Raw genomic sequence first — 26125 nt, forward strand, 5'->3', positions numbered from 1 at the left:
ATGCGCGCTACCAGGACAGCCGCAGTGGGCATTTTTCGAGTTTGTATCTATGAGCCTACCGCCCAAAACTCACATTATCGAGGCGGAATTAGCCCTCCTACCTGGCGTTTTATCGCAACATTAATGTTGTGAAATTCCTTACGTGCAGAGATGAAGCGGACACAAAACGCGGGCAAGCGAAAACCCCCAGACCGAGCGGGCGAAGCGCCCTATTCTGGGGGTAGTTGGTGCTGAGGGCTGAGAACTTAAGGAACCAGGAAGCCCAGCACGTTGGTCATGAGGAAGACGATGATGCACACGACGGCAAGGAAGGCCACGGAGTAGCCCACAACGGCCTTGAAGATGCGGGATTCCTCGCCCTCCATTTGAACCGCAGTGGCTGCAATGGCCAGCGACTGCGGGGAGATCATCTTGCCCACAACGCCACCCGAGGTATTGGCAGCCAGCATGAGGTCCGGGTTAACGCCGATGCGCTCAGCAGCGGTGACCTGGAGGTTGGCAAAGAGTGCGTTAGCGGAGGTATCCGAACCGGTAACCGCGGTACCAATCCAACCCAAGACGGGGGAGAAGAGCGCGAAGATACCTCCGACAGAAGCCACGAACTGGCCGATGGAGATGGTCTGGCCGGAGTAGTTCATAGTGTAGGCCAGCGCCAGGACCAGGATGATGGTCAGCGCAGAGAACTTCATGCGGGAGATAACCTCGCCAAACTTAGCTAGCGGTGCCGATGCCTCCAGCGTGTAGCGGCCGTTCTCGTTGAAGGACATGTAGATAACAGCCACGATGATGCCGGAAATCAACAGCAGGGTGCCCGGGTTGCCCAACACGTTGAACTTAAATGCGGTATCCATGGCGTGGCCTTCGGCGTCGAAGACGGTGCCTTCGAGAAGCGGCCAGGCAACGTTGAGCTGCAGGAAGCTGAAGATGGACGGCCACGCGGTGGCGATGGCGAAGACAGCGGTGACCACGGCATAGGGCAGCAGTGCCATCCAGATGCGGCTGCCGTTGAGGTCCGTGACCTCCTCTTGGGCGGGCAACTCCATGCGCTCACGCAGGCTGTCCACACCCTTGGGCTTCCACACACGCAGGAAGAGGAAGCCAGCGCCGAGGGAGACAATGCAAGCCACGACGTTGGTGAGCTGGTAGGCAAAGAAGGTGGCCGCGGCCCACTGAGCAATGGCGAAGGAGATGCCGATGACAGCGGCGGCGGGACCTGCTTCTTTAACACCCCGCATGCCGTCAAGGATGAAGAGGATAAAGAAAGGCACGACGGCGGCGATGAGCAGGACCTGCAGCGAAATCAGTCCGGCGATATCAGCGGTCTGTTCGGCGGTACGGCCGCCCACGGAGCCTGCGGTGGTCACCGGGATGCCTACCGCGCCGAAGGCCACGGGTGCGGTGTTGGCGATGAGCACGGTGGTGGCTGCCTTGAGGGGTTTGACGCCCAGCGCCAGGATCATGGTGGCCGTAATTGCTACCGGAGCGCCGAAGCCGGCGAGCGCCTCCAAGAGGCCACCGAAGCAGAAAGCGATGAGAATGGCCTGGATGCGAATATCGCCATCGCCCAAGAGGTCAAAGGTCTTGCGCAGGTCATTGAAGCGGCCAGAGGCCACGGTGACCTCGTAGAACCAGATGGCAGTAATGATCACCCAGACGATGGGGAAGAGGCCGAAGAGCCCGCCGCGCACCGCGGAGGACAAAGCCATGCCGGTTGGCATGCCCATGCCAAAAATGGCGATGAGAACCGCGACGAGAAGCGCTACCGCACCCGAGGTGTGAGCGCGGGCCTTGAGCCCTAGGAGCATGATGAAGAACGCGATGAGCGGCAACGTGGACACCAGCGCGGTGAGCCCGATGTTGCCAGCGATGGCGTCGGTGGTGATATTGAAGGTTGACATAAAGCTCAATTCCAGTTGGCTCCCGTCGGCGTCCCCGTGGAGGTCCCCAAGATGCGGCACCGCATGTTTCGGCCGAGCGAGAGGGCGAAAGGTTGGATCGATTCAGATAACGCCTTTTAGGGTAGAACTTGGTGCTTCGCTGTGCTGCATTGTTCACCTGATGGGGGTGAGTGACCTTGCTAACCTCTGCGACCTGATAGCGCCTCCCAGCGGCGGAGACGATAGACTTTGGCCCTATGAATCCTGAAGATCTTTCCGTCCTGATCAAGAACACTGCCGCTGCCGTGCTCACCGAGCATGAACTGGACGCCTCCGTCCTGCCGGAGACCGTCACCGTGGAGCGCCCGCGCAACCCGGAGCACGGCGATTACGCCACCAACCTGGCACTCCAGGTAGCCAAGAAGGCTGGTGCCCAGCCCCGCGAGCTGGCGCAGTGGTTGGCGGATGCCCTCGCCGGCAACGACGCCATTGATGAGGCCTCCATCGCAGGCCCGGGATTCCTTAACATTCGCCTCGCTGCCGCAGCGCAGGGCGCCATCGTGGCCCAGGTGCTCAATGCCGGCACAGACTTCGGCAGCAACACCACCTACCAGGGCAAGAAGATTAACCTGGAGTTCGTCTCCGCGAACCCGACTGGCCCGATCCACCTGGGCGGTACCCGTTGGGCTGCCGTGGGCGATTCGCTGGGCCGCGTGCTCGAAGCCTCCGGCGCGGAGGTGACCCGCGAGTACTACTTCAACGATCACGGCGGACAGATCGACCGCTTCGCTCGCTCCCTCGTGGCTGCCGCCAAGGGCGAGCCGACCCCGGAGGACGGTTACGGCGGCGATTACATCAAGGAGATCGCTCAGGGTGTGCTGGAGCAGAACCCGGGCGCCCTCGACGGCAGTGATGCCGAGGTCCAGGAAGCCTTCCGCTCCGCGGGCGTGGAGATGATGTTCGCCCAGATTAAGGAGTCCCTCCACGAGTTCGGCGTGGACTTCGATGTCTACTTCCACGAGAACTCCCTCTTCGAGTCCGGTGCCGTGGAGAAGTCCATCCAGAAGCTCAAGGACAACGGCAAGCTCTACGAAGCTGAGGGCGCATGGTGGCTGAAGTCCACCGAGTACGGCGATGACAAGGACCGCGTGGTCATCAAGTCCGACGGCAACGCCGCCTACATCGCCGGCGATATCGCCTACGTGGCTGATAAGTTTGACCGCGGCCACGACCTGGCCATCTACATGCTGGGCGCAGACCATCACGGCTACATCGCTCGCTTGCGCGCTTCCGCCCAGGCTTTGGGCTATGACCCGGAGGCCGTCGAGGTCCTCATCGGCCAGATGGTCAACCTGGTCCGCGATGGCCAGGCGGTCAAGATGTCCAAGCGTGCCGGCACCGTCATCACTCTTGATGACCTCGTCGAGGCCATCGGCGTCGACGGCGCGCGCTACTCCCTGGTGCGCTCCTCCGTGGATTCCAGCCTGGACATTGACCTGGGCCTGTGGGCTTCCCAGTCGGCGGATAACCCGGTTTACTACGTGCAATACGGCCACGCCCGCATCTGCTCCATCCTGCGCAAGGCAGAAGAGCTGGGCTTCGATACTGCCGCGCTTGCCGACGCCCCCCTCGACCTCCTCACCCACGATAAGGAAGGCGACCTCATTCGCACCCTGGGCGAGTTCCCGGAGGTTGTGGCCACCGCCGCCACGCTGCGCGAACCGCACCGCATCGCGCGCTATGCCGAGGAGCTTGCCGCCGTGTTCCACCGCTTCTATGACCAGTGCCAGGTGTTGCCGAAGGCTGGTGAAGAGACCGAGTCGATTCACTCCGCGCGCCTCGCCCTGGCCAGCGCCACCCGCCAGGTCATGGCCAATGCCTTGACCATGGTTGGGGTCAGCGCACCGGAGAAGATGTAAGACGGAGAAGATGTAAGACAAGGTATCGATGACTGATTTCAATTCTCTTCCGGCCCACGTGTGGCCGCGCAACGCTGCTCGTGACTCCGATGGTGTGGTCTCGATCGGCGGCGTTTCCCTGACCGACCTGGCCGAAGAATACGGCACCCCGCTCTATGTCTTTGATGAGCAGGATTTCCGCTCGCGCTGCCGGGACATGGCCCAGGCCTTCGGCGGTCCTGACCACGTGCACTATGCCTCCAAGGCTTTCATTACCAAGCGCATCGTCCGCTGGGTAGATGAGGAGGGCCTGTGCCTTGACGTGGCCTCCCTCAACGAGGCCAAGCTGGCGCTCGCTGCGGACTTCCCACCGGAGCGCATGACCGCGCACGGCAACAACAAGGAAGACGAATACCTTGAGTTGTGCGTAAACGAGGGGATTGGCCATGTGGTTTTGGATAACGCGGAGGAGCTCTCGCGCCTCAACAGCATTGCGGCGGCCGCCGGCCGTGTGCAGCCGGTGATGATCCGCGTCAAGCCCGGCGTGGATGCCCACACGCACGAATTCATCGCCACGGCTCATGAGGATCAAAAGTTCGGCATTTCTCTGTCCACCGGCGCCGCCTTCGATGTCGCTCGCACGGTGTTGGAATCCGCGAACCTGAAGCTCGTGGGCCTGCACTGCCACGTGGGCTCCTCGGTGTTTAATGCCGATGGCTTCAAGCTGGCCGCCGAGCGCGTGCTGAGCCTATATAAGCGCATTCACTCCGAGCTCGGCGTTGCCCTTGAGGAGCTGGACTTGGGCGGCGGCTTCGGCATTCCCTACATGGAATACGAGGAAGCACTCGACGTCGCCAAGCTGGCCAAGGACCTGCTCGACGCCGTGGAGCGCACCGCCACTGAGCTCGGCATCAAGCCGCCCTTCGTGCTGGTGGAGCCCGGCCGCTCGCTGGTGGGTGCCTCCGCGGTCACCGTCTACCGCGTGGGCACGGTCAAGGACGTGGAGACCGGCAAGGCGGATCTGCCGATGCGCCGCTACCTCTCCGTGGACGGTGGCATGTCCGATAACATCCGGCCGGCGCTCTATGGCTCTGAGTATGACGTGCGCGTGGTCAATCGCCGCACCCAGGGCGAGCCGGTGGACTCGCGCATCGTGGGCTTCCACTGTGAGTCCGGTGACATTCTGGTCAACGAGCGCCGTTTCCCCTCGGATATCACTACCGGGGATCTCCTCGCTTTCGCCACCACCGGCGCCTATCAGTACATGATGGCCTCGCGCTATAACGGCGCTCTGCGCCCAGCAGTAGTTTCCGTGCGTGACGGCAAAGCCTCGCTCATGCTGCGCCGGGAAACGGTGGAGGACTTGCTGGCGTTGGACGTCGACTAGCGCGGCGTTGGCACAGCTCACCGCATTTTATTCACAAAGACATGGCCGGTCGCACGTTGTGCCGGCCATGTCGTATAGAAATAGACAGCTCGTTCTGTATAGTGATGGGCTAGCACGTAAGAATCTTTCGCAATTTCAACAAGGGGACACCATGACGACGAACCGTAGCAAGAAGCCCGAAGGCGAACCCGTAGGAATCGCGCTGCTTGGATTTGGCACTGTGGGCGCTGAGGTTTTCCGCCTCGTGCAGGAGAACGCTGACGCTTTTGCACACCGCATCGGCGGCCCCGTGGAGATCCGCGGCGTTGCCGTGCACAACAAGAACAAGCTGCGCCCGGGCGTTCCGGCGGAGCTGCTGACCGACGACGCCAAGGCACTTGTCCTGCGCGATGATATCGACCTTGTCGTCGAGGTCATCGGCGGCATTGATTTCCCGCGCGAGCTTGTCCTCGCCGCCCTCAACGCCGGTAAATCCGTGGTCACCGCCAACAAGGCTCTCGTGGCCGCGCACGCGGATGAGCTCGCTGAAGCTGCCGACCGCGCCGACGTTGACCTTTACTTCGAGGCCGCTGTAGCCGCCGCCATCCCGGTCGTCGGCATGCTGCGCCGCTCCCTGGCCGGTGACAAGATCCAGCGCATCTCCGGAATCGTCAACGGCACCACCAACTTCATCCTGGACGCCATGGAGTCCACCGGTGCCTCCTATGAGGATGCGCTGGCTGAGGCCACTCGCCTGGGCTACGCCGAGGCCGATCCCACCGCTGACGTGGAGGGCCACGACGCTGCCTCCAAGGCTGCCATCCTGGCATCCCTGGGCTTCTATACCCGCCTGACCTTCGACGATGTCTACTGCGAGGGTATTTCCAAGATCACCGCCGATGACATCACGGCTGCCAACCAGGCCGGCTACTCCATCAAGTTGCTGGCCATCTGTGAGCGCCTCGTGGATGAGGAGACCGGTGCGGAATCCGTCAACGCCCGCGTGCACCCGACGTTGGTTCCGAAGGAGCACCCGTTGGCTTCGGTCAGCCAGTCCTATAACGCCATCTTCGTTGAGGCGGAGGCCGCTGGTTCCCTGATGTTCTACGGCAACGGTGCCGGCGGTAACCCGACGGCATCTGCTGTGCTGGGTGATGTCATCGGTGCGGCACGCAACATCGTCCACGGCGGCCGTGCGCCGGGGGAGAACACCTATGCCAACCTACCTATTGCGGAGTTCGGAGAAGTGGAAACTCGTTATCACGTCGACATGGAAGTTGAAGACCGCACCGGCGTGCTCTCCGCCATCTCCGGTGTCTTTGCCCGCCACGGTGTCTCCCTGCGCACCGTGCGCCAGGAAGACGGCGATGCCACCGCCCGCCTCATCGTGGTCACCCACGCGGCGAAGGAAGCGGTGCTCGAGGATATCGTTGCTGCCCTCGGCGAGCTCGATGAGGTCAAGGCCGTTCACTCCGTCATCCGCCTGGGCGTTTAAGGGGCTTAGGTACAACAATGAGTATCGATATCGAAGTTGGCACCAAGGTCACCGTCCAGGTCCCGGCCTCCTCGGCCAACTTAGGCCCGGGCTACGACACCCTTGGCATCGCGCTGAGCCTCTACGACACCGTAGAGGTAGAAGTCACGCGCTCCGGTTTGGAAGTGGAGATCTTCGGCGAGGGCGCCGATGAGCTTCCTCGCGATGGCTCCCACCTGGTAGTCAAGGCCATCCGTTCTGCGCTGAAGGCTGCTGACGTGGAAGCTACCGGCCTGCGCGTGGTGTGCACGAATAACATCCCGCAGTCCCGCGGTTTGGGCTCCTCGGCCTCGGCCGCGGTAGCCGGCGTGGCCGCGGGCAATGGTCTGGCTGGCTTCCCGCTCTCCGAGGAGCAGGTTGTTCAGCTGTCTTCAGCCTTCGAAGGCCACCCGGATAACGCCGCGGCCTCCGTGCTAGGAAACGCCGTGGTCTCGTGGACCACCGTGCCTGTCGACGGCCGCTCGCTCCCGGAGTACCGCGCCGCCACCTTAGACGTGCACCCGACTATCAAGGCCACGGCCTTGGTCCCGGACTTCCATGCATCAACCCAGGCGGTGCGCCGCGTGCTTCCCTCGCACGTCACGCACGCCGATGCCGCCTTCAACGTCTCCCGTACTGCGGTGAACGTGGCGGCGTTGACCGCCTATCCGGACCTGCTGTGGGAAGGCACCCGCGACCGTCTGCACCAGCCTTATCGCGCTGATGTCCTGCCGGTGACCGCGGAGTGGGTCAACCGCCTGCGCAACCGCGGCTATGCCGCCTACCTGTCCGGTGCTGGCCCCACCGTCATGGTCTTGCACACCGAGCCCATCGAGGAAGAGATCCTCGAGGATGCCCGCGGACAGAACCTGCGCGTGCTGGAGCTGGAGGTCGCCGGGCCGGTTTCCGTCGAGCGCGGTTAGGCTAGCTAGCCTCCTTTTCCACGTTGATTCGGCACACGCCGTTTCCGGACTTCGGGATCAGCTTCAGGCTTAACCTCCCACCGGAATCGGCAGCCGCCTGCTCCAAGTAGCCATCGTGGATGGCGCAGACGAAGGGGGAGGGCTCCACACCGGCGCTGACAAATGGGCAGGCGTGTAGCTCCACATCGGCGCGGCCTTCCTCGTCGAAGTGATCGGACGAGGTTACCGGGTCAAAGCCCATATCGCGCATCATCAGATAAAGCGAGCCGAGTGCCTCAGCACCATGGCTGGTGGCCGCAGTTTTGGCCCATTCGCGGCCAAGCTCCCGCGCCTGCTCCGAGGAATAATCGTTGAGCTGGTCTTTTTCCGCCAGCGCTGTGATGAGCACGCTGATCAGCGTGACGTATTCCTCCGCCACTGAACGGTTGTCCGGCACCCGCACTTGGAAGATCAGTGAGGGGCGTCCGCGCCCCTTCGCCGGAGCAGTAACTACTCGCACCGCGCCAGCGCGAACGAGCTCATCTAGGTGGCCGCGCGCGGTGTTGACATGCATGCCCATCTTCTTCGCAATCTCTGCAGCCCGTGCTCCTTGCGGGAATTTCTGTAAGGCCGAGAGGACGTCGCGCTGCTTGGGGGAGAGCTTCATCGTGTCAGGAAACAGCTCGCTGGAGGAGCGGGGGCTAGGCGTAGCAAATGCGGACATGAACTGTGACTCCTTGAAAAACTCTAGAAGGATTCTACATCCGAGGTCCTGATTTTCTTCCACTGCGGTGCTCAGAGGCACCACGACCTGCGTGACGACGTGGGTAAAATCCCATGGATTAAGTACGGGTGTAGACCGTGAGGGCGGTGGCGTCGAGGGCCACGGAGACCTCGTCGCTGGGAGCATTGTTGCCTGCTGGCTCGCCCACTGTGAGCCGTTGGCCGTCAATGTCAATAAGGGTGGTTTTGCCCAGATCGGCCACAATGGTCGCGCTCAGTGCGCCAGCGGGGTCGAAGCGCAGCGCAGACTGGGGAAAGGCCGCCCAGTGCTCGCCGTTGCGAGCTGGCTGAAATGCATCATTCTGGTGGTAGCCGCGAAGCACATTGACGCCCGCCAGCTCTGCCATAAAACGGGACGGGGGCCGTTCCAGTAGGCGCTCCGCGGAGCCTTGAGAGATGATGTTGCCGGCTTCCATCACCAGGATGTCGTCCGCCAGCGTGTCGAGGTCCACGCGGCTGTGGGTGACGATGACGGTGGTACGGTCAGCGGCTGAAAAGCGCAGTAAGTGGCGCCAACGCGCGGCGGATTCTACGTCCATGGCGGCAAAGGGCTCATCCGCAACCAATACCGCCGGGCGCGCCGCCAGCGCGCGGAGGAGGGCAACTTGCGCGGCTTGACCGCCGGAAAGCTCGGATACATGGCCCAGCTCTTGCAGTCCGGCGGCGTTGATCAACTCTTTGGTCCTTTGCGGGTCTTTGGTCACCATCGTCAACGCTTGAGCCACGGTGGCAGTGGGCGGCAGCCCAGGGTTTTGAGAAAGCATGATCACGCGTTCGGCGTTGGTGTGTGCCCCTTGGAGTCGCCCGCTAATGAAACGCAGAAGCGTGGTCTTTCCGGCACCGTTGGGCCCGACCACCGCGGTCATGCGCCCGCCCCGGAACGTGGTGGTGGCGTTACCGATAGTTACGGAAAGATCGTGGGCTGAGTCCACAGGGGTGGTGGCAGTGCGAAGTGCCGCAGGATCCATCGGCTTGAGCATGCGCACCTTCGGCTCGCGGCGACGCCGCAGCAACAGGGGCAGTCCGGCGGCGGTGAGCGCAAGGATGGCTATTCCAATAAGCACGGCGGAAAGGGCATAGGCATTGTCCGCGCTGACCTCGCGCTCGAGGTAGATTCCGCTCGGCATGGTTCGGGTCGAGCCGGGCAGGGAACCGGCGAAGGTGATAGTTGTTCCGAATTCACCCAGTGAGCGGGCGAAAGCCAGCGCACCACCGGTGAACACAGCGGGGCGGATGGCTGGGAGAATGATGCGCCGAAGGATGGTTCCCGCTCCTAAGCCGATGCCGCGCGCGCTGGCGATGACCTCAGGATCGAGTTGCCGCAGCGCGGAGTCCACCGCCACCACCGCGAAGGGAAGCGTGACGAAGACATGGGCTGCCACGACACCCGGGAAGGCGAAAGACACGTGCAGTCCAGCCTGCTCCAGAACAGGACCAAGCAGCCCACGGCGCCCCAGCAGCGCAGTGAGAGCCAAGCCGCCCACGACGGGAGGCATGGCCAAGGGGAGGTAGACCACCAGCCTCACCAGGTGGGAGACGCGGTGCAGCTGCTGCAGCCACAGCGCCAAGCAGGTGCCCAGCAACGTGGACAGCACTGTAGACCACGCCGCCGCGGACAGGCTGACGCGGAGAAGATCCTGGGTCGTCGGAGAGTTCAGCGTGTCAGAGAGTTGCCCCCAGGGCACCCGCACTCCCAAGGCGAGGACTGGGGCGAGAATGTAGATAGCGGCGAGCGCGCCAGCGGCGATGACCGGCCAAGGGACTCGTGGGCGCTGCTCGCGCAGAGTTATGCCTGCCACCTAGTTCACCGGAGTGAAGCCGAATTGTTCCCAGGTGCTGTCAAAATCCGACGCGAGAAGCGAGAGGACTTCTTGGGCTTCTTCATGCCGGGATGAAGAAGCCACCACAGCACCCATGATCTCATTGCGGAAGTCTTCCGCGTGGGCGAGCGGGATGGCCTCGACATCTTCGCTCGCGGCGGCGTCGGTGGAATAGACCCACCCGGCGTCCGCTTCACCGGAGGCAACCTTTCCCAGGACATCAGCGACTTGGCTCTCCAAAGATGATGCGTACAGATGCCAGCCATTGGCCTCCATAATGCGCGTGGAAATGGCTCCGCAAGGCACGCTCGGGTCACAGAGAACTAGGCGTGCCGAGGGCTCCAGGTCTGCTGCAGAGCGAAGACCTTGAGGATTACCTTTCGGCACGACCATAACCATGACGTTGCTGGCTAAGGCCACGGGCGTCTCCACGCTGCCCTGAGCGAGTGCATTCTCCATGGTCTCCCGAGAAGCAGTGAGGAGAAGGTCTGCGGGCGCTCCCTCATCGACTTGCTGCACCAAAGCAGAAGAGCCGCCGTTGTTGAAGGCCAGGGGAGTCCCGGAGGCGCTAGCAAGCTCGTCATTCAACACTCTTGTCGAGGATGCAGCAAACACCTGCAAGGGCTCTGTGGAATCAGAGGCGCAACCGGCAACAGTCAGCGCGGCGGCGATGACGGGGGCAGCAATTCTAAGAAGGCGCATGCTTCGTTAGGGTACGGCAGCATTACTCGGTGCGCGTGAATTTGATGTGGACGTCTTGTGGTTCTTTCTTAAGATACTCGTGAGTGAAAATCTCCTCCCGCTGGTCCACCTCTTTGAGCAGCGGAAGGGGGTCGTGCGGAGCTATGAGGATCATGGCTTCGCCCACGTTGAGGGTGCCGAGTGCCCCATGGATGGCGCCGTGGCGCACCGCGTGAGGGATTTCGGAGGCGTTGAGGGTGGGGATGTCGTGGCCCTTGGAGGCGTCGATAAGCGGCAAGTTCATTGATCTTTTCCGTTTCGATTTTCTAGGGGGAGCTGGCGTTGCTGCCCGCGTCTTTAATTTACTACGATTATATCCGTGCAAATAACTAAGTCAGGTATATCTGTGCGGGATGTCTCGTTGACGTCGCGCCGGCGTTGGCACACCATTGCCTTTAGCCTCGTGGCCTTGTGGATCGCGGTGGGCGTGGGAATCACCGTGGCGAGTTATCTGGGAGCACCCGTCGTGTGGTGGGATCTCATCCATCCGTTTACCCTCGGAGCGCTGACCACCGCGATCCTCGTATTCAGCACCCACTTCACGGAGGCGCTGACCCGCACCCCAGCCGTCGGGTTCCGCGGGGTGGGCACACGGGTGGGCCTAGTGCAGGTAGGTCTGGTCCTGTTGCTCGTCGACCGCGCAGGCTACGACTGGGGAATGCTCGCGGATATTGGCTCCTCACTCGTCATCGTCGCAGTCACGTGGCACCTGTGGGCGTTGTGGTCTAAGCTTCGAGGCTCTCTTTCTGGCTCTTTTGCAGTCACCGTGCCCTTTTATCTGGCCGCGGCGTGCTTCATGGTGGTCTCTGTGTTATTGGCCATCCTGGCTGCGCACGGGGTGGGTAACTACTCGCTGTTGGTGGCGGCGCATTCACGCGGCATGGTGTGGGGGTTTGCACTGCTTACCATTGTGGGCACCGTGGTCACGCTGCTGCCCACGTTGACCCGAACGCCAATTTCATCGGTCGCCCGGGCCCGGTGTGGTCGAGCATTGACCGTGCATTGCGTGGGGCTGGGGGTGGCTATGCTTGCCGACGCCTCCGGGCTCACCCGCGCCGCCGGCATGGCGCAGCTACTCACCGTCCTCGCCGCTGTGTTCATCATTCAGCCAGTACTCGCGGGCGCGCTTGGCGGCGTGAAGACCACGGCAAGCGTGTCCGCGATGGCGGGACTGGTATGGATGCTGGCACTGTGTGCCGGTGACGCGGCGGCCACTCTCGCCGGGGCCTACCCGCGCGCGGTGACGTTACTCCTGATGCCCACATTCGTCGGCGCCGGCCTCCTGCAGCTCGTGACCGGGGTACTCCACCACATGCTGCCCATCCTGGCCGGGGCTGCTCATCCCGCGCGAGGCCACCTTCCAGGGTTCGTGCGCGTAGCGCTCATCAACCTTGGCGGCGTGCTGAGCCTCACTGGCATTACTAGCGTGTCCTTCGCCGGGCTTATCATGATGGGGCTAGGCCTCATCGCCAATTGTGCGGCCCTAGTGTGGGCCGTCTCGTCATCTCAAGGAGAAGTTCATGTCAAGCGTGCCCGTTAAAAAGGAGCAATCTGAGAAGCAGTGGGCATCCTGGCTCATCATCATTGTTGCCTTGGTGGCGGTCATTGCACTGGCAGTGACCAATTCGCGGATGGGGAAACAAGATCCGGCGCTGGTAGCTTCCGCCGATGCCGTCACTGTGGATGTCTCTGTCGACGGCATGTCCTTTGTTCCGTCCTCTATTAACGTGGCTGCGGGCAGCCACCTGGTGGTGAATTTTCATAACACGGGCGACCAGGTCCATGACTTGAAGATCGGACGTGAGGAAACCGGAAGGGTAGAACCAGGTGAGACCGTGCAGCTGGATGCTGGGATCATCGATGACTCCGTGGAAGGCTATTGCACGATCGCCGGGCACAAAATGCAGGGGATGACGTTTATGGTCAACGTCGACGAGCCAGCATCTGGGGACCATGAGCATGCGGGGGCGTCGGCAAGCACGGGCTCTGCTGGTGCCCCGGCGACGGTGCCCTCAGCAGCCGAGCGCATGGCGGCACGCGAGGGCTTCGACGCCGTCGATGCCTCCCTTGCTCCCGCGGAAGGCGACCTTCACGAGGAGACCTGGGTGATGACAGAAGAGGAGGCTGAGGTCGCCCCAGGAGTGCGCCAAACCCGGTGGCTCTTCAACGGGCAGGCACCCGGACCAACCCTGCGCGGCAAGGTCGGGGACCGATTTCGTATCACCATCAAGAACGAGGGCTCGATGGGGCATTCGGTGGATTTTCACGCTGGTGAAGTCAACCCAGATAAGAACATGAAGACGATTCAGCCGGGCGAGTCGCTGACATACGAATTTGTCGCGCACCGGGCAGGCATCTGGATGTATCACTGCTCAACGATGCCGATGAGTCTACACATTGCCAACGGCATGGCAGGAGCAGTCATTATCGATCCGCGTGGTGAGGATGCACTGGGGGACGTTGACGCGGAGTACGTCATGACGGCAAGCGAGGTTTTCCTCGCCACCGCGGGCAGGGAAGCTGAAGGTGCGGATGCGCAGCGAGTCAGCAATGGCGACTATGACCTCACCGCCTTCAACTACTATCCCAATCAATACGACGAGGGCTTAGCACCGCTGCGCGCCAAGGTGGGCGATACCGTGCGTATCTGGCTGGTTAACCTCGGCCCGGATTTGCCTCTGAGCTTCCACGTTGTGGGCGAGCAATTCGACACCGTGTACAAGGAAGGCGCCTACCTGATTAAGGACGCGAAGGATTCCGGATCCCAGGCGCTGGACCTCTTGCCCGCCCAGGGCGGATTCGTGGAGATGACCTTCAACGAGCCGGGGACCTACTCCTTTGTGAACCACCTCATGACGAACGCAGAGAAGGGCCAGCACGGTCAGATCATCGTTGAATAGCTCGCCGCTCGCGCCGTTCGCGAAGCTCGTCCAGGGTATCTATATCGTGCACTGCGGCGGTGCCTTCGATCTCGGTGATGTTCTTCGCGAGTCCGAGTAAGCGCATGACTGACTTATTGCGGGGATTGCCGAGCTCATTCAGAGCGCGGGCGAGGGACTCGGTGCGCCACAGTGCACACAGCGGCTGCGACAGCCCATCAAGTGTGGCTACCGCGACATCAGCGCCGGAGCTTGCCAAAGCCACCTCGAGTGCGGGGAGCATCTGTGGGGAATCCGGGGCATCGACGGCAAAGATGGCGGTGGTGGACTCTGAGGAGCCGACCAACGCGGCATGGCCCGCGGCGATTCCCGCGGCAGGCCCGCCAAAGAGGGGCTTTTCACATACTTGAGGCATGCCTAAGTGGTAGGGCGAGACAACCGCCACCGGCGCGTCATAGGGCAACTGGCGCAGGAGGCGGTCGATAAGGCGCTCACCGGCGAGAGTGATACTTGCCTTGTCCACACCACCCATGCGTGTGCCGCGTCCGCCCGCCAAAACAATGACACCTGGCATTGTTCTCTATCCTTCCGCGCCGGGCAGCTCACGGGACCAATCACCCGAGCGACCGCCGGACTTCGCGGTGATGCCGCAGCGCCGGATATAAGCGGAGCGATCCACACCTTTGACCATGTCGATGAGCGCTAGGGCGGCGACGTTCACCGCGGTCAGCGCCTCCATTTCTACGCCGGTGCGGTCGGCGGTGCGCACGGTGGCTTCGATGAAGACGTGGTCTTCGCGCAGGTCTATGTCCACTGCGCAGCCATGCACACCAATGGTGTGGGCCAGCGGCAGGAGATCCGGGACCTTCTTCGCCGCCGCAATACCGGCCACTCGAGCAACCGCAAGCACGTCGCCCTTCGGCACGGCTCCCTCCCGCAGTGCGGTGAGGACCTCCGGCGAGCATGCCACTTCGCCTTGGGCGGTGGCGGTGCGCACAGTGGGCTTCTTATCGGTCACGTCCACCATGTAGGCGGAGCCGGCCTCATTAAGATGAGTGAACTTCATTGTTGCAGCGGGTCCTTTCCTCCGGTGGACCTAGCCTAGCTGACGAAGAGTGGGCCGATCCGCGTTTCTGAGGCGCGATCTTTGGCAGCAACGGAGGGGTGGGGGCTGTAGAAGGGGAGACCCTGAATCTAGTAGGGGTAGACGGTAAGTTGCTCCCCTGCGGTGACGGAGCTCGTCAGCAGCGCGAAACCTTGCGTGCCCGGCAGTGCTGCAACGTGGTGGCTGCGCATGCGTGGACCAGGCGGCGGAGAGGCGGTAATGCTTCCCTCCAGAGCAATTGAGCACGGCTGAATCAGCGGGCGGTGCGGATGCGGGAAGTCGGCCCCGGCGACAGCCGTCAGATGCGGCCGGTCTAAAACTCCGGTGGGGCGGGGAAGGCCGCGCAAGGAACGCAGAAGCGGGGTGAGGTAGAGATGCACGGAGACGAACGCCGCCACCGGGTTGCCCGGCAAACACACCACGGGAACGCCGTTCCACAGCGCGTGGCCCTGTGGCGCGCCGGGGCGTTGGTTGACGTGCCCGAACCAATAAGAGCCGCGCTCCACGACATCCTCAATGACCGCGCGAACCACGTCAAAGGCTCCTGCGGATACCCCGCCTGTGGTGACGATGAGATCGGAATCAGCAGCAGCCGCGTCGAAGCAGCGCCGCAGCTCAACGGGTGAATCGCCACATACCGTGCGAGTGATGTCAACGGGCCCGGTGGCACTCATGAGTGCTTCGAGCATCGGCCCATTGGAATCCGGGAGCTGGCCGTTGCGCAGCTCCTCGCCCGTGGCGATAATGCTCACTCGCGGGATGCGGTGGACCACGGCGGTGCTGACCCCGGCAGAAATGGCGGCGGCGATGAGGGAGGCGTCGACCAGCGTGGCGGCACCGGCTAGTTGGTGCCCGGCCTCGATGTGGGAGCCGCGCCGCCGGATGTGGTTGCGCTCGGGAAGTCGGTGCACCGTAACGGTCTCGGGCAGCGGCCCGGGGCCTGGCGGAATATCGGTGTCCTCCACAGGGATGACCAGACCATCAAAGCCCGCGGGTACTGCACCACCGGTCATGATGCGCAGCGCAGTGCCGGGCTGCGGGGCCTGGGCAGACGCGCCGGCAGGCACATCACCCACGACGGGCAGAGTGAAAGGAACGGTGAGGCTGTCGGGTGAGGAGGGCTGAGGAATGAGGAAACCATCCATCGCGGAATTATCTTGCGCTGGCAGGGGCAGGCGGGCGACGAGGGGCTCAGCCAATACGTGACCCTGCGAGAGTGGGACATGCTCCGCAGGCAGGGCGCGGACCAGCGCGTGGAGGCGGTCGAAATACTCCTCGATACTTAAGTCAGTCCCAGTGCTTGTCATTGCACCCAATCTAGCCGCCGATGGCGGACATCGGGCGATCTGGTTGGAGGAAACCTTCATCATCCACCCCATGGCCCGGTAATTTCCTCCACATTTCACCCGCCCACGCGGTGGCGAGCTCCGCATCGCTGGCACCGGCCCGCATGAGGTCGCGCAAGGAGGTTTCCGAGTTGCCGAAGAGGCAATTGCGCACCGCGCCGTCTGCGGTCAGGCGCGTGCGGTCGCAATCCCCGCAGAAGGGCCGCGTCACGGAGGCGATCACCCCGATGTGTCCTGTGGGGAGGGAGCCATCGCGCGAGACCGCGGACCACAGTGCAGCCGGCGCGGAGCCGCGGGGTTTCTTAGCCGGGGTGAGCTCGAAGTCTTCGGCCAAGCGTGCCAAGATGTCCTCCGCGGTGACCATCTGGGAACGCGTCCACTTCTCCCGTGGGCCCAGCGGCATCTGCTCAATGAAACGAAGCTGCGCGCCGCGCTCTAAACAAAAACGGGCCAACGGCAGGATGGCGGATTCGTTGACGCCTGGCATGATGACAGCATTGACCTTGACCGGATCAATGTCGGCGGCCAGCGCGGCATCGATGGATGTCAGCACATCTGCCAGGCGGTCGCGTCGGGTGAGCTGGGCATAGAGCTCCGGATCGAGCGTGTCCAGGGAGATATTGACGCGGTCCAGCCCGGCGCGCTGCAGCCCCGGCAGGCGTTTATCCAGGCCTAGCCCGTTGGTGGTGAGAGCAACAGTAGGAGAGCGGCCCTCATCGGTAGTGAGCGCTTTTGTGGCGGCGATGATTTTCTCTAAGGAGCCGCGAAGAAGGGGCTCGCCACCGGTGAAGCGCACCTGCTGGATGCCGAGCTTGTCCACTGCGAGGCGGATCAGCCGGATGGTCTCTTCATCGCTGAGCGTGTGTTCGGTGGGCAGCCACTCATAACCTTCGGCGGGCATGCAGTAGGTGCAGCGCAGGTTGCAGCGATCCGTCAGAGAAACGCGCAGGTCGCGGGCCTGGCGGCCGTAGCGATCCACGAGTGCACGGCGGCCCTCGGTTCCTGGTGCCGGCAGGTCCGTGGGCGGCATCCCCGCTCCCCGTACACGCGGCAATGGCAGAGTCAGCGGGACGGAGGTGCGTGGCGAAGGCTGGGATGGCTGGGCGGACATTGCTGGCAAGTCTAGATCGAAGCGCGCCAAATGAATAGGAGGGGACTAAGCTTCCCCGTCGCCTTCTTCGGCATCGAGGCGCTGCGCCTCACCCGGGCCCTTGAGACGGATGATGTTGTATTCGCCCTCCGCAAGGTGGGCGCGCAGGTCCTTCTTATCGAACTTGCCCACCGAGGTTTTATCGATGGATTTCACGAAGGTCCAGTACTCCGGCAGCATCCAGGAGGGCAGCTCAGAGCGCATACCGTTGCGCAGGCGCTCGGCGGTCTCAATTGTGGGGCTGATATCTGCGGCGAGCACGGTGACAGCCAGCGGGCGCTCGACCCACTGTTTGTCGGGGTAGCCAATGACGGCGCATTCGAGTACCACCGGGTTGGCCATGATGAGGTTCTCCAACTGCACGGAGTAAATCCACTCACCACCGGAGCGAATGACATCGCGTGCTCGGTCTTCCACGGTAAGGAAGCCATCCTCGGTGACGAAGCCGACGTCGCCGGTGCGTAGCCAGCCGTCCGCCGTGAACTTGGAAGCCGCGTCCTCGACGTCTTTCCCGCGGAACTCGTGAGCAGCGCCGCCATCCTCCGAGGCGGGCGAGTGGTAGTAGGCGCCAGTAACCAGGTTGCCGCGGACCTGAATCTCACCGGCGTTGCGGTCCGTCGTGTTGACTACGTGGCCGTCGTTAACCACGCGGTATTCCAGGGCGGCTGGGAAGCGCCCTTGGGAAATACGGTAGGCCCAGCGGGCCTCACCCGAGGCGCCTGAAGGCGGGCGAGCCACGGTGCCCACCGTGGTGGTTTCCGCCATGCCCCACACGTGGACCACGTCCACGCCGTAGCGCTCTTCCCAGCTCTTGATGAGCTGCGGCGGCACAGGAGAGCCGCCAGCGAAGATCTCCGTCAGGGTCATGCGCTCCGGTGGGTTCTTGAGGTAGTGCACGAAGAGCTGAATCCAAATGGTGGGCACACCGTGCGCCACGCGCGGGGAGGTGGCGGCGATGACCTTGGCCAGGGTGGCGGGGGAGACGTCGGCGTCGGGAAGCACCAGCGGCGTGCCCGTCATCCACGCCGCGAAGGGAACTCCCCAGCTCAGCACGTGGTAGATGGGGATGCAGCACAAAAATGTCTCCCCGTGGGTCACGCACAAGGAATCGGAGGAGCGCAGCTGCATACCTTCCAAGTACAGGGCGCGGTGGGAGTAGAGCACGCCCTTGGGCGCACCGGTGGTGCCGGTGGAGTAGCACAGTGCGGCGGCGGTGTGCTCATCCAGAACCGGCCAGTCATACACGGTGGAGCGCCCATCCAGCAGTTGCTCATAGCTATAAATCTCGACGTTGCCCGGCAGAGCGGTGCTGGGCTTGTCGACACCCGTGAATACCACCGCACGCACGCAGTCCACGCCTTCTAGAACTTGGGCCAGTTGCTCGGCGAGGCGACAATCCGCGACGATAACGCGGACCTCAGCGTGGTTGATGATGTGCCGGATCTGATCATTCATGAGCTGCTTGTTGAGCGGGGTAAATACTGCCCCCTTGCAAGCGGTGCCAAAAAGCACTTCGAGGTGTTCGGCGCAGTTCCACATTAGGGAGCCCACACGTTCATCGCCAGTGATGCCGAGCGTGTCATGCAGGGCGTGGGCGAAGGCAGCGGCGCGCGCGCCGATATCGGCGAAGGTGGTTTCTTCGCGTTCATTGCCGGGATTGGCGCTGTGCCACGTAACCACCTGGGTTTGGCCGTGGACAGTGGAACCGTACTCCAGGATGCGAGTGAGGGACAGCGGGATATTCTGCATTGTGGAGAGCATGCGCACTACTTTAGCCGTGTCAGTGTGAGCGCGGTGGAAGGATGCGGTATAGTTGTCGGCGACTGGCGGGGAAGGCCTTCCCCGCACCTCCGAGCTCCCTCTACGGCGCACACACCTGTGGTGAAAACTCATGGCAGTCCAACGGTGTGCGCGACGGTGAGAGGGGAGAGACACGCTCGCAGTCGCCTTCTTAAAATATCTCCCCGCGATTGACCCGCGGCCGCTTCCTTGAGAACTTTTCAGGAGTTCTGCAAGGAGTTCTTCATGTTCCGTACCGCAGGGCCGGAGAGGGGGGAGAGCCAAAGAAAACCACCGCCCACGGGGATCGCGGTCGCGTGAACTCGCTGGTGGCGGTGGACCATCTCAATTACACACTGGCTTCCAACGCCCGCTTGGAACAGCACCACACACAGTGCAGGTGCGGCAGATAAGACAGCGCGCGTTGGTGAAGCGACGAAAGGATATCCGTGAGCGATACGGACAAGACCGCAGCACAGGATCTCGCATCCCTGAAGCTGCCGGAATTGCGCAAGCTGGCTGCGGAGCGCGGACTTCGCGGCGTTTCTGGACTGCGCAAGGGGGACCTCATCACTGCACTGACCACCGGCCAGGTTCCGGCACGCGGCGCAAAGGCTGCTGCCGAGGGCGAGGCTAAGGACGCACAGCCGCGTCGCGCGGCCCGCAAGGCCTCGCGCCCCGCCGGTGCTGCTGACCAGGCCTCCGAGCAGCCGGAGCAGGACAAGAAGAAACAGGACCAGCCACAGCAGGAATCCGAGAACGCCCAGAAGGGTGAGGACGGTGCTCAGGAGTCCGAGCACAAGGACGGCCACGACGAGCAGCGCTACGAGTCCCGCTCCCAGGCCCGCCGCGCTCGCCGCAACCGTGCGCGCCGTCAGGAGCGCGAGGCCCGCGGAGAGTCCAAGGGCAACGGGAATGACAATGGCGCCGAGGACAACAACGGCAAGTCCGAGGACAACCAGTCCCGTGGCGGAAAGAACTCCGACAACGGTGACCACGGCAACGGTGGCAACGGTCATAACGGCGGCAATAACGGCGGTGGCCAGAACAACAACCGCCGCGATAACCACCGCAACGATGATGACAACAACGGCGGCGGAGGCCGCCGCAACCGCCGTAACCGTCGCAACCGCCGCGGGCGTGACCGCGATGGCGGCGGCAACGGTGGCAATGACCTGCAGATCCGCGAGGGCGATGAAGTGCAGGTAGTCGGCGGCATCCTCGAGGTCGTCGACAACAACGTGGCCTTCCTGCGCACCACCGGCTACCGCGCGGCCAGCTCCGATGTCTTTGTCAACAACAACCTCGTGCGCCGCCTAGGCCTGCGCTCTGGCGACGCCCTGACCGGCAAGGTCAAAGTTTCCGGCCCGACCCACACCCACGGTAACGGCCGCAATCGCCGCAAGTACAACCAGCTGGTGGAGGTTGACACGGTCAACGGCTTGGATCCGTCCACCGCGAAGGAGCGCCCGGACTTCGCCAAGCTCACCCCGCTGTACCCGAACCAGCGCCTGCGCCTGGAGACGGACCCGAAGATCCTCACCACTCGCGTCATCGACCTCATCATGCCGATTGGTAAGGGCCAGCGCGCGCTCATCGTCTCCCCGCCGAAGGCCGGTAAGACGACGATCCTGCAGAACATCGCCAACGCCATCGCCACGAATAACCCGGAGTGCTACCTCATGGTGGTCCTCGTGGACGAGCGCCCCGAAGAGGTCACGGACATGCAGCGCAGCGTCAACGGTGAGGTCATTGCCTCCACCTTCGACCGCCCTCCGTCAGAGCACACCTCGGTGGCAGAGCTGGCTATCGAGCGCGCCAAGCGCTTGGTGGAGCAGGGCAAGGACGTCGTCGTTCTGCTCGACTCCATCACCCGCCTAGGCCGTGCGTACAACAACTCCTCCCCGGCGTCGGGCCGCATCCTGTCCGGTGGTGTGGACTCCAACGCCCTGTACCCGCCGAAGCGCTTCTTGGGCGCTGCCCGCAACATCGAAAATGGCGGCTCGCTGACCATCATCGCCACCGCGATGGTGGAGACCGGCTCCACCGGTGACACTGTCATCTTCGAGGAGTTCAAGGGCACCGGCAACGCCGAGCTCAAGCTCGACCGCGCTATCTCCGAGCGCCGCATCTTCCCGGCCGTGGACGTCAACCCCTCCGGTACCCGCAAGGACGAGCTCCTGCTCGTTCCGGAGGAGGCACGCATCATGACCAAACTGCGCCGCATCCTCTCCGGCTTGGACTCCTTCGCCGCCATTGACCTGCTCATCAAGCAGCTCAAGAAGACCCGCTCCAACGGCGAGTTCCTCATGCAGGTCGCTTCGTCCGCGCCCATGGCGGCAGACACGGACGAGGAGGACTACAAGTAATGTCTAACCAGGTTTCCCTCGTTGATGACATCATCTCCGAGTACCAAGGCATCGAAATGCAGATGGCTGACCCAGACGTAGCCGGGGATCAGTCGCAATTCCGCAAGCTGTCCAAGCGCTACGCTGAGCTGCGCCCCATCGTCGCCGTCAACGAAGAGCTGGTGCAGGCCCGCCAGGATTTGGCCGACGCCAAGGAGATGGCCTACGAGGATCACGAGTTCCAGTCTGAGGTTGACCGCCTCGAGCCGCTCGTCGTGCAGCTGGAGGAGCAACTTGCGGACCTCCTAGCCCCGCGCGATGAGCATGACTCCGAGGACATCATCATGGAGATCAAGGCCGGTGCTGGTGGCGAAGAGGCAGCGCTCTTCGCCGGTGACTTGGCCCGCATGTACGAGCGCTTCGCCGACAAGGCAGGCTTCCAGTGGGAGGTCCTGGGCCTCAACGAGTCTGACCTTGGCGGAGTGAAGGATATGTCCATCTCCTTCAAGTCCAAGACCCCCTCGCGCGATGGCGCGTGGAGCGTGTTCAAGTTTGAAGGCGGCGTCCACCGTGTACAGCGCGTGCCGGTGACCGAGTCCCAGGGCCGCATCCAGACCTCTGCTGCTGGTGTGCTGGTCTACCCGGAGCCGGAGGAGATCGACTCCGTCAATATCGATGACAAGGACATCCGTGTCGACGTTTACCGTTCCTCCGGTAAGGGTGGTCAGGGCGTGAACACCACTGACTCCGCTGTGCGTATTACCCACCTGCCCACTGGCCTGGTGGTGACCTGTCAGAAGGAGCGCTCGCAGATTCAGAACAAGGCGCGTGCCCTGCAGGTGCTGCAGGCTCGCCTGGACCAGATGGAGCGCGAGGCCCGCGAGGCCGAGGCCGGCGAGCAGCGCGCCTCCCAGGTGCGCACCATGGACCGCTCCGAGCGCATCCGCACCTATAACTGGCCGGAGAACCGCATCACCGATCACCGCATTGGTTACAAGGCCAATAATCTTGACTCCGTGCTCGACGGCGATATGCAGGATCTCATCGAAGCTCTGCAAGCCCAGGAGCGCGCGGAGCGCCTTGAGGCCGAAGGCTAGAAGGCTAAGGCACGGTTAGATACGGTGACTTTTCACACCTATAAGGAGGCGCTTCGTGATGCCACGGAGCGCCTTCGCGCTGCCGGGGTACCCTCACCCGAGTGGGATGCGCGCCTGTTGGCTGCCCACCTCATTCACTGCGGCCACATGGATATCCCGCTCAACGAGGCTCCGATCCCCGGCTTTGACGTGGCATATGGGGCGTTGGTGGGGCGTCGTGAAGCGCGCGAGCCCCTCCAGCACATCCTAGGAGCGGCGTGGTTTGGCCCCCTCGAACTCGAGGTCGGCCCCGGTGTGTTCATCCCGCGCCCAGAGACGGAGGTGCTCGCCGACTGGGGAGTTAAGTTTCTGAAGAAACTTAACTCGTGGGAGACGAAGAAACTTAACTCATGGGAGACGAAGACTAACGCGCACCCTCCCCGCGTCGTGGATTTGTGCGCCGGATCCGGTGCACTGGCGTTGTACGTCGCCCACTACGTGCCGCAGGCCGAGGTGTGGGCAGTGGAGCTTGCCGACGCCGCCTTGGCCTACACCCGCCGCAACGTTGCACGTCATGACCGTGATGTGCAGCTGATCCAGGGCGACGTGACGGATCCATATGTGCTTTCGGAGCTGCACGGCACCGTCGACCTCGTGCTGACCAACCCGCCCTATGTCCCCGAGACCCCGGACCTGGATCCGGAGGTCTACCAAGACCCCCACGAGGCGGTGTTTGGGGGAGCAGACGGCATGGAGACCATCACAGCGATGATTCCGACCATCGCCGCACTGCTTCGCCCCGGCGGAAAGGTGGGCATTGAACACGATGATGACACGTCTGAACAGGTGCAAGAAGCCCTGCGTGCGGATGGCGGGTTCACGCACATCGAGGTACTTAAGGATCTGACTGGCACCGCCCGCTTTGTCACGGCCGAACGGGGAGTACAGTAGATTGGTCGAAGATTGGTCGACAAGCCGATAGGAACGGAATTAAAGGAGAGACCAATGCAGGGACAGATTTATAACTGTGCGGACGCGGCAGAACGCGAAGAAGGAATGGCCCTTGCCGTCAAGGCTGCCAAGTCAGGGCGGCTCGTCGTCATGCCCACCGATACGCTCTACGGGTTGGGCTGCGACGCCTTCGATAATGACGCCGTTGCGAGCCTGCTGGCCACCAAGCACCGCGGCCCCGACATGCCGGTGCCGGTGCTCGTGGGATCCTGGGACACCGTAAAAGGCCTTGTCGCCACTTTGGATGACACCGCACAAACGCTTATCGAGGCCTTCTGGCCGGGTGGTTTGTCCATCGTGGTCCCGCAAGCGCCTTCGCTTCCGTGGAACCTGGGCGATACCCGCGGCACGGTGATGCTGCGCATGCCCCTGCACCCCATTGCAATCGAGCTCCTCCGCGAGGTCGGCCCGATGGCGGTGTCCTCAGCGAATATCTCTGGACAGACTCCGCCGACCACTGCGATTGCTGCCAAGCAGCAGCTGGGTAAGGCCGTCACGGTCTACCTCGACGGGGGAGAAGCTGAGGTGGGCAAGCCCTCCACCATCATTGATCTGTCCGGCTCACACCCGTATCTGCTGCGCGAAGGTGCTTTGAGCGCCGAGCAGATCGGCGAGGTCATCGGAGTGTCTGCAGAGTCCCTGCGTACACGCCCGGGCTCCCAATCCTCTTAAGGAGACATCAGTGGCTGGAACCGGAGTGCCGCTGCGTGAGCTGGCGTTGGTGATCTTCGTCGCCGCGGCGTTTACCTACCTCACCACCGGACTGGTGCGCACCTTTCTGGTGCGCAGTGGCCAGGTGGCGGAGATCCGTCTGCGCGATAGTCACTCCCAGCCCACCCCGCAGCTTGGCGGAGTGGCGATGTTTACGGGGTTTGCCGCCGCCGTGTACCTCGCCGGCCAGCTTCCAGCCTTGACTCGCGGGTTTATGCCCGTCACGCCAGAGATGAACGCTGTGCTCTGGTCCGCTGCCGCCATCGTGGTTGTCGGTGTGGTGGATGACCTGTTGGAACTGAGTGCTTTGGTCAAACTCATCGGGCAGCTCGTTGCCGCAGCCATTATGAGCGGATTGGGCTTGACCTGGACGCTTCTCTTTCTGCCTTTTGGTGATGGAACCACGGTCATTCTGGACCAGGTCCAGGGAACACTCTTGACCACATTCTTTACCGTACTGCTCATTAATGCCATCAACTTCGTCGACGGCCTCGACGGCTTGGCGGCTGGGCTGGGCATGATTGCCGGCGGGGCCATCCTGGTCTTCTCCTTGACTGTTCTGCATGACCAAGGCGGTACCGTATCGGCCTATCCGCCGGCGATTATCGCGGCGGCACTCGTTGGTGTGTGTGCCGGATTCCTTCCGCATAATTTTGAGCCCTCCCGCATTTTCATGGGGGATAGTGGAGCGATGCTGATTGGTTTGTTGCTCGCCGCGGCGTCGACCTCAGCATCCGGCAAGATCAACATGTCCCTCTACGGCACCGTGGACATCGTGGCGCTGATGTCACCCGTCATCGTCGTTGTTGCTGCGGTCTTTATTCCAGTCCTAGACCTTGTCTGGGCGGTCATTCGGCGTGTTTCGCAGGGGCGCTCGCCCTTCGCTGCCGATAAGGCGCATATCCACCACCGGCTGCTGTCGCTGGGGCATACGCACCGCCGCACCGTTCTGGTGCTCTACTTGTGGGTCTCCGCGGTGGCTTTCGGGGCGGTTTCCTTCTCCATCGTTCCAGCCCCTGTCGCGGTGGTGCTCGCTGTTTTTGCGCTCCTCGTAGCCTTTGGCGTGACCTTGATTCCGCTGCGCCAGGGCAAGATTGGACGCCGGCCGCGCTCGACTAGCGTGGTGCTGGAAACGGATCCCTCCTGAGGTAGGGTATGGGGCTGTGACTGATTCAACGACTTCCGAAGAGCTATCGCCCTATGACGATCATCGTCGTCCCCTCAAGCGCGCCCTGCGCCTCGGAGCCATTGGCCTCGTCGTAGTGACCATCGCATCCCTGGCCCTCTGGGGTGGCGTTCGTGGGTTGCCCGGCATCTGGGGAGTGCTCGTCGGCGCTGCTATCGGAGGCGGCTTCGTGCTCTTTACCGCAGCTTCGGTGCTCCTTACCGCACGGACTACTCCCTCGACCACGATGGCTGTGGTTCTCGGCGGCTGGTTGCTCAAGGTGGTCATCCTCATCATGGTGCTGTTGCTGATTAAGGACTTGGACTTCTATGACACGATGGCGCTGTTTGTGACTGTGTTGCTAGCGCTGGCGGTGACGCTGGGAACCGAGGTCTGGGGTGTGATTACTTCCAACGTGACCTACGTGTCCTAGCGTGCCTCGATCTTCATCACAGGCCACTGCTTCCGGTGACCCCGGGAGGGTGGCTTTTTGTGTAGTAAGACACGTCTTTCAACCTGCTCATTACCCCCGTCAAGGTGGGAAAACGTGGGTATGTGACCAAATACACTCAGCAGGGTTTTGGCAGAATGCGGGCCTTTTATGAGGCTTTCTGGTGCTGGGCTGTGGCTTTAGGTCCGCAACGGTGCCCCCACG

22 protein-coding genes are annotated in these 26125 nt (G+C 62.7%); 12 read left to right on the forward strand and 10 right to left on the reverse strand.

Going from position 1 to position 26125, the window contains the following annotated elements:
• Nucleotides 1-245: 245 nt before the first annotated feature.
• Complete coding sequence (locus HMPREF2943_RS04980) at nucleotides 246-1898, reverse strand: L-lactate permease (RefSeq protein ID WP_070710968.1); 1653 nt, start codon at nucleotides 1896-1898, stop codon at nucleotides 246-248.
• Nucleotides 1899-2134: 236 nt separating this feature from the next.
• Here HMPREF2943_RS04980 and argS point away from each other — a divergent pair, with 236 nt between their 5' ends.
• The 4 genes from argS (at nucleotide 2135) to thrB (ending at nucleotide 7577) form a co-directional block, all read left to right on the forward strand.
• Nucleotides 2135-3796, forward strand: coding sequence for an arginine--tRNA ligase (gene argS / locus HMPREF2943_RS04985; protein ID WP_070710969.1), 1662 nt, complete (start codon nucleotides 2135-2137; stop codon nucleotides 3794-3796).
• Between the two features lie 28 nt (nucleotides 3797-3824).
• Nucleotides 3825-5162, forward strand: a complete 1338-nt coding sequence (gene lysA / locus HMPREF2943_RS04990) for a diaminopimelate decarboxylase (protein WP_070710970.1) — start codon at nucleotides 3825-3827, stop codon at nucleotides 5160-5162.
• A 151-nt stretch (nucleotides 5163-5313) separates the two neighbouring features.
• A complete protein-coding gene (locus tag HMPREF2943_RS04995; protein WP_070646010.1) occupies nucleotides 5314-6636 on the forward strand; it encodes a homoserine dehydrogenase in 1323 nt (440 codons plus the stop codon).
• A gap of 17 nt (nucleotides 6637-6653) precedes the next feature.
• On the forward strand, nucleotides 6654-7577 hold the full coding sequence (gene thrB / locus HMPREF2943_RS05000) for a homoserine kinase (RefSeq protein WP_070710971.1): 924 nt from the start codon (nucleotides 6654-6656) through the stop codon (nucleotides 7575-7577).
• Nucleotide 7578: 1 nt separating this feature from the next.
• On the opposite strand, the gene HMPREF2943_RS05005 is transcribed toward thrB, so the two are convergent.
• The 4 genes from HMPREF2943_RS05005 to HMPREF2943_RS05020 all read right to left on the reverse strand — a co-directional run bounded on the left by HMPREF2943_RS05005 (nucleotide 7579) and on the right by HMPREF2943_RS05020 (nucleotide 11144).
• Nucleotides 7579-8280, reverse strand: a complete 702-nt coding sequence (locus HMPREF2943_RS05005; RefSeq protein ID WP_070710972.1) for a helix-turn-helix transcriptional regulator — start codon at nucleotides 8278-8280, stop codon at nucleotides 7579-7581.
• A gap of 118 nt (nucleotides 8281-8398) precedes the next feature.
• Nucleotides 8399-10138 (reverse strand): ATP-binding cassette domain-containing protein, encoded by a 1740-nt coding sequence (locus HMPREF2943_RS05010; RefSeq protein WP_070710973.1) that lies wholly within the window; start codon nucleotides 10136-10138, stop codon nucleotides 8399-8401.
• A complete protein-coding gene (modA, locus tag HMPREF2943_RS05015) occupies nucleotides 10139-10861 on the reverse strand; it encodes a molybdate ABC transporter substrate-binding protein (RefSeq protein WP_070710974.1) in 723 nt (240 codons plus the stop codon).
• A gap of 22 nt (nucleotides 10862-10883) precedes the next feature.
• Nucleotides 10884-11144, reverse strand: a complete 261-nt coding sequence (locus HMPREF2943_RS05020) for a DUF2249 domain-containing protein (protein ID WP_070710975.1) — start codon at nucleotides 11142-11144, stop codon at nucleotides 10884-10886.
• Nucleotides 11145-11240: 96 nt separating this feature from the next.
• On the opposite strand from HMPREF2943_RS05020, the gene HMPREF2943_RS05025 reads away from it, so the two are divergent.
• Nucleotides 11241-12440: a beta-carotene 15,15'-monooxygenase gene (locus HMPREF2943_RS05025; RefSeq protein WP_070711002.1), complete on the forward strand. Its 1200-nt coding sequence runs from the start codon at nucleotides 11241-11243 to the stop codon at nucleotides 12438-12440.
• Nucleotides 12421-13800: a multicopper oxidase domain-containing protein gene (locus HMPREF2943_RS05030; protein WP_070710976.1), complete on the forward strand. Its 1380-nt coding sequence runs from the start codon at nucleotides 12421-12423 to the stop codon at nucleotides 13798-13800. Before HMPREF2943_RS05025 ends, HMPREF2943_RS05030 begins: the two co-directional genes overlap by 20 nt.
• Here HMPREF2943_RS05030 and HMPREF2943_RS05035 read toward each other — a convergent pair.
• The 5 genes from HMPREF2943_RS05035 to HMPREF2943_RS05055 form a co-directional block, all read right to left on the reverse strand.
• On the reverse strand, nucleotides 13787-14353 hold the full coding sequence (locus HMPREF2943_RS05035) for a molybdenum cofactor guanylyltransferase (RefSeq protein WP_070710977.1): 567 nt from the start codon (nucleotides 14351-14353) through the stop codon (nucleotides 13787-13789). The two genes, HMPREF2943_RS05030 and HMPREF2943_RS05035, sit on opposite strands and share 14 nt — an antisense overlap.
• 6 nt (nucleotides 14354-14359) lie before the next feature.
• Nucleotides 14360-14845 (reverse strand): cyclic pyranopterin monophosphate synthase MoaC, encoded by a 486-nt coding sequence (moaC, locus tag HMPREF2943_RS05040; RefSeq protein WP_070710978.1) that lies wholly within the window; start codon nucleotides 14843-14845, stop codon nucleotides 14360-14362.
• 128 nt (nucleotides 14846-14973) lie between these two features.
• A complete protein-coding gene (locus HMPREF2943_RS05045; protein WP_070710979.1) occupies nucleotides 14974-16191 on the reverse strand; it encodes a molybdopterin molybdotransferase MoeA in 1218 nt (405 codons plus the stop codon).
• 10 nt (nucleotides 16192-16201) lie between these two features.
• On the reverse strand, nucleotides 16202-17341 hold the full coding sequence (moaA, locus tag HMPREF2943_RS05050) for a GTP 3',8-cyclase MoaA (RefSeq protein WP_070711003.1): 1140 nt from the start codon (nucleotides 17339-17341) through the stop codon (nucleotides 16202-16204).
• A gap of 45 nt (nucleotides 17342-17386) precedes the next feature.
• Entirely contained in the window at nucleotides 17387-19141 is a 1755-nt protein-coding gene (locus HMPREF2943_RS05055) for a long-chain fatty-acid--CoA ligase (protein ID WP_070710980.1), read from the reverse strand.
• Between the two features lie 467 nt (nucleotides 19142-19608).
• On the opposite strand from HMPREF2943_RS05055, the gene rho reads away from it, so the two are divergent.
• From rho to HMPREF2943_RS05085, 6 genes are read left to right on the forward strand one after another with little or no spacing between them, the layout of a single operon-like run.
• Entirely contained in the window at nucleotides 19609-21528 is a 1920-nt protein-coding gene (gene rho / locus HMPREF2943_RS05060; RefSeq protein ID WP_070443789.1) for a transcription termination factor Rho, read from the forward strand.
• A complete protein-coding gene (gene prfA / locus HMPREF2943_RS05065; protein ID WP_070443792.1) occupies nucleotides 21528-22604 on the forward strand; it encodes a peptide chain release factor 1 in 1077 nt (358 codons plus the stop codon). The genes rho and prfA overlap by 1 nt, the downstream gene beginning before the upstream one ends.
• A gap of 24 nt (nucleotides 22605-22628) precedes the next feature.
• Nucleotides 22629-23534: a peptide chain release factor N(5)-glutamine methyltransferase gene (gene prmC / locus HMPREF2943_RS05070; protein ID WP_070710981.1), complete on the forward strand. Its 906-nt coding sequence runs from the start codon at nucleotides 22629-22631 to the stop codon at nucleotides 23532-23534.
• A gap of 54 nt (nucleotides 23535-23588) precedes the next feature.
• On the forward strand, nucleotides 23589-24266 hold the full coding sequence (locus HMPREF2943_RS05075) for an L-threonylcarbamoyladenylate synthase (RefSeq protein ID WP_070443797.1): 678 nt from the start codon (nucleotides 23589-23591) through the stop codon (nucleotides 24264-24266).
• Nucleotides 24267-24276: 10 nt separating this feature from the next.
• Nucleotides 24277-25452 carry an MraY family glycosyltransferase gene (locus HMPREF2943_RS05080; RefSeq protein WP_070443800.1) on the forward strand — a complete coding sequence of 392 codons (1176 nt, stop codon included), beginning with the start codon at nucleotides 24277-24279 and terminating at the stop codon, nucleotides 25450-25452.
• A gap of 16 nt (nucleotides 25453-25468) precedes the next feature.
• Complete coding sequence (locus tag HMPREF2943_RS05085) at nucleotides 25469-25903, forward strand: Cg1360 family ATP-synthase-associated protein (protein ID WP_070710982.1); 435 nt, start codon at nucleotides 25469-25471, stop codon at nucleotides 25901-25903.
• Nucleotides 25904-26125: the final 222 nt, after the last annotated feature.

The organism is Corynebacterium sp. HMSC072D12 (assembly GCF_001813925.1).
Lineage (GTDB): Bacteria > Actinomycetota > Actinomycetes > Mycobacteriales > Mycobacteriaceae > Corynebacterium > Corynebacterium aurimucosum.

Excerpts from the sequence above, each read along its gene's own strand:
- HMPREF2943_RS04980 (WP_070710968.1), bottom strand. The coding sequence starts at position 1,898 with ATGTCAACCTTCAATATCACCACCGACGCCATCGCTGGCAACATCGGG.
- argS (WP_070710969.1), top strand. The coding sequence starts at position 2,135 with ATGAATCCTGAAGATCTTTCCGTCCTGATCAAGAACACTGCCGCTGCC.
- lysA (WP_070710970.1), top strand. The coding sequence starts at position 3,825 with ATGACTGATTTCAATTCTCTTCCGGCCCACGTGTGGCCGCGCAACGCT.
- HMPREF2943_RS04995 (WP_070646010.1), top strand. The coding sequence starts at position 5,314 with ATGACGACGAACCGTAGCAAGAAGCCCGAAGGCGAACCCGTAGGAATC.
- thrB (WP_070710971.1), top strand. The coding sequence starts at position 6,654 with ATGAGTATCGATATCGAAGTTGGCACCAAGGTCACCGTCCAGGTCCCG.
- HMPREF2943_RS05005 (WP_070710972.1), bottom strand. The coding sequence starts at position 8,280 with ATGTCCGCATTTGCTACGCCTAGCCCCCGCTCCTCCAGCGAGCTGTTT.
- modA (WP_070710974.1), bottom strand. The coding sequence starts at position 10,861 with ATGCGCCTTCTTAGAATTGCTGCCCCCGTCATCGCCGCCGCGCTGACT.
- HMPREF2943_RS05020 (WP_070710975.1), bottom strand. The coding sequence starts at position 11,144 with ATGAACTTGCCGCTTATCGACGCCTCCAAGGGCCACGACATCCCCACC.
- HMPREF2943_RS05030 (WP_070710976.1), top strand. The coding sequence starts at position 12,421 with ATGTCAAGCGTGCCCGTTAAAAAGGAGCAATCTGAGAAGCAGTGGGCA.
- HMPREF2943_RS05035 (WP_070710977.1), bottom strand. The coding sequence starts at position 14,353 with ATGCCAGGTGTCATTGTTTTGGCGGGCGGACGCGGCACACGCATGGGT.
- moaC (WP_070710978.1), bottom strand. The coding sequence starts at position 14,845 with ATGAAGTTCACTCATCTTAATGAGGCCGGCTCCGCCTACATGGTGGAC.
- HMPREF2943_RS05045 (WP_070710979.1), bottom strand. The coding sequence starts at position 16,191 with ATGACAAGCACTGGGACTGACTTAAGTATCGAGGAGTATTTCGACCGC.
- moaA (WP_070711003.1), bottom strand. The coding sequence starts at position 17,341 with ATGTCCGCCCAGCCATCCCAGCCTTCGCCACGCACCTCCGTCCCGCTG.
- HMPREF2943_RS05055 (WP_070710980.1), bottom strand. The coding sequence starts at position 19,141 with ATGCTCTCCACAATGCAGAATATCCCGCTGTCCCTCACTCGCATCCTG.
- prfA (WP_070443792.1), top strand. The coding sequence starts at position 21,528 with ATGTCTAACCAGGTTTCCCTCGTTGATGACATCATCTCCGAGTACCAA.
- HMPREF2943_RS05075 (WP_070443797.1), top strand. The coding sequence starts at position 23,589 with ATGCAGGGACAGATTTATAACTGTGCGGACGCGGCAGAACGCGAAGAA.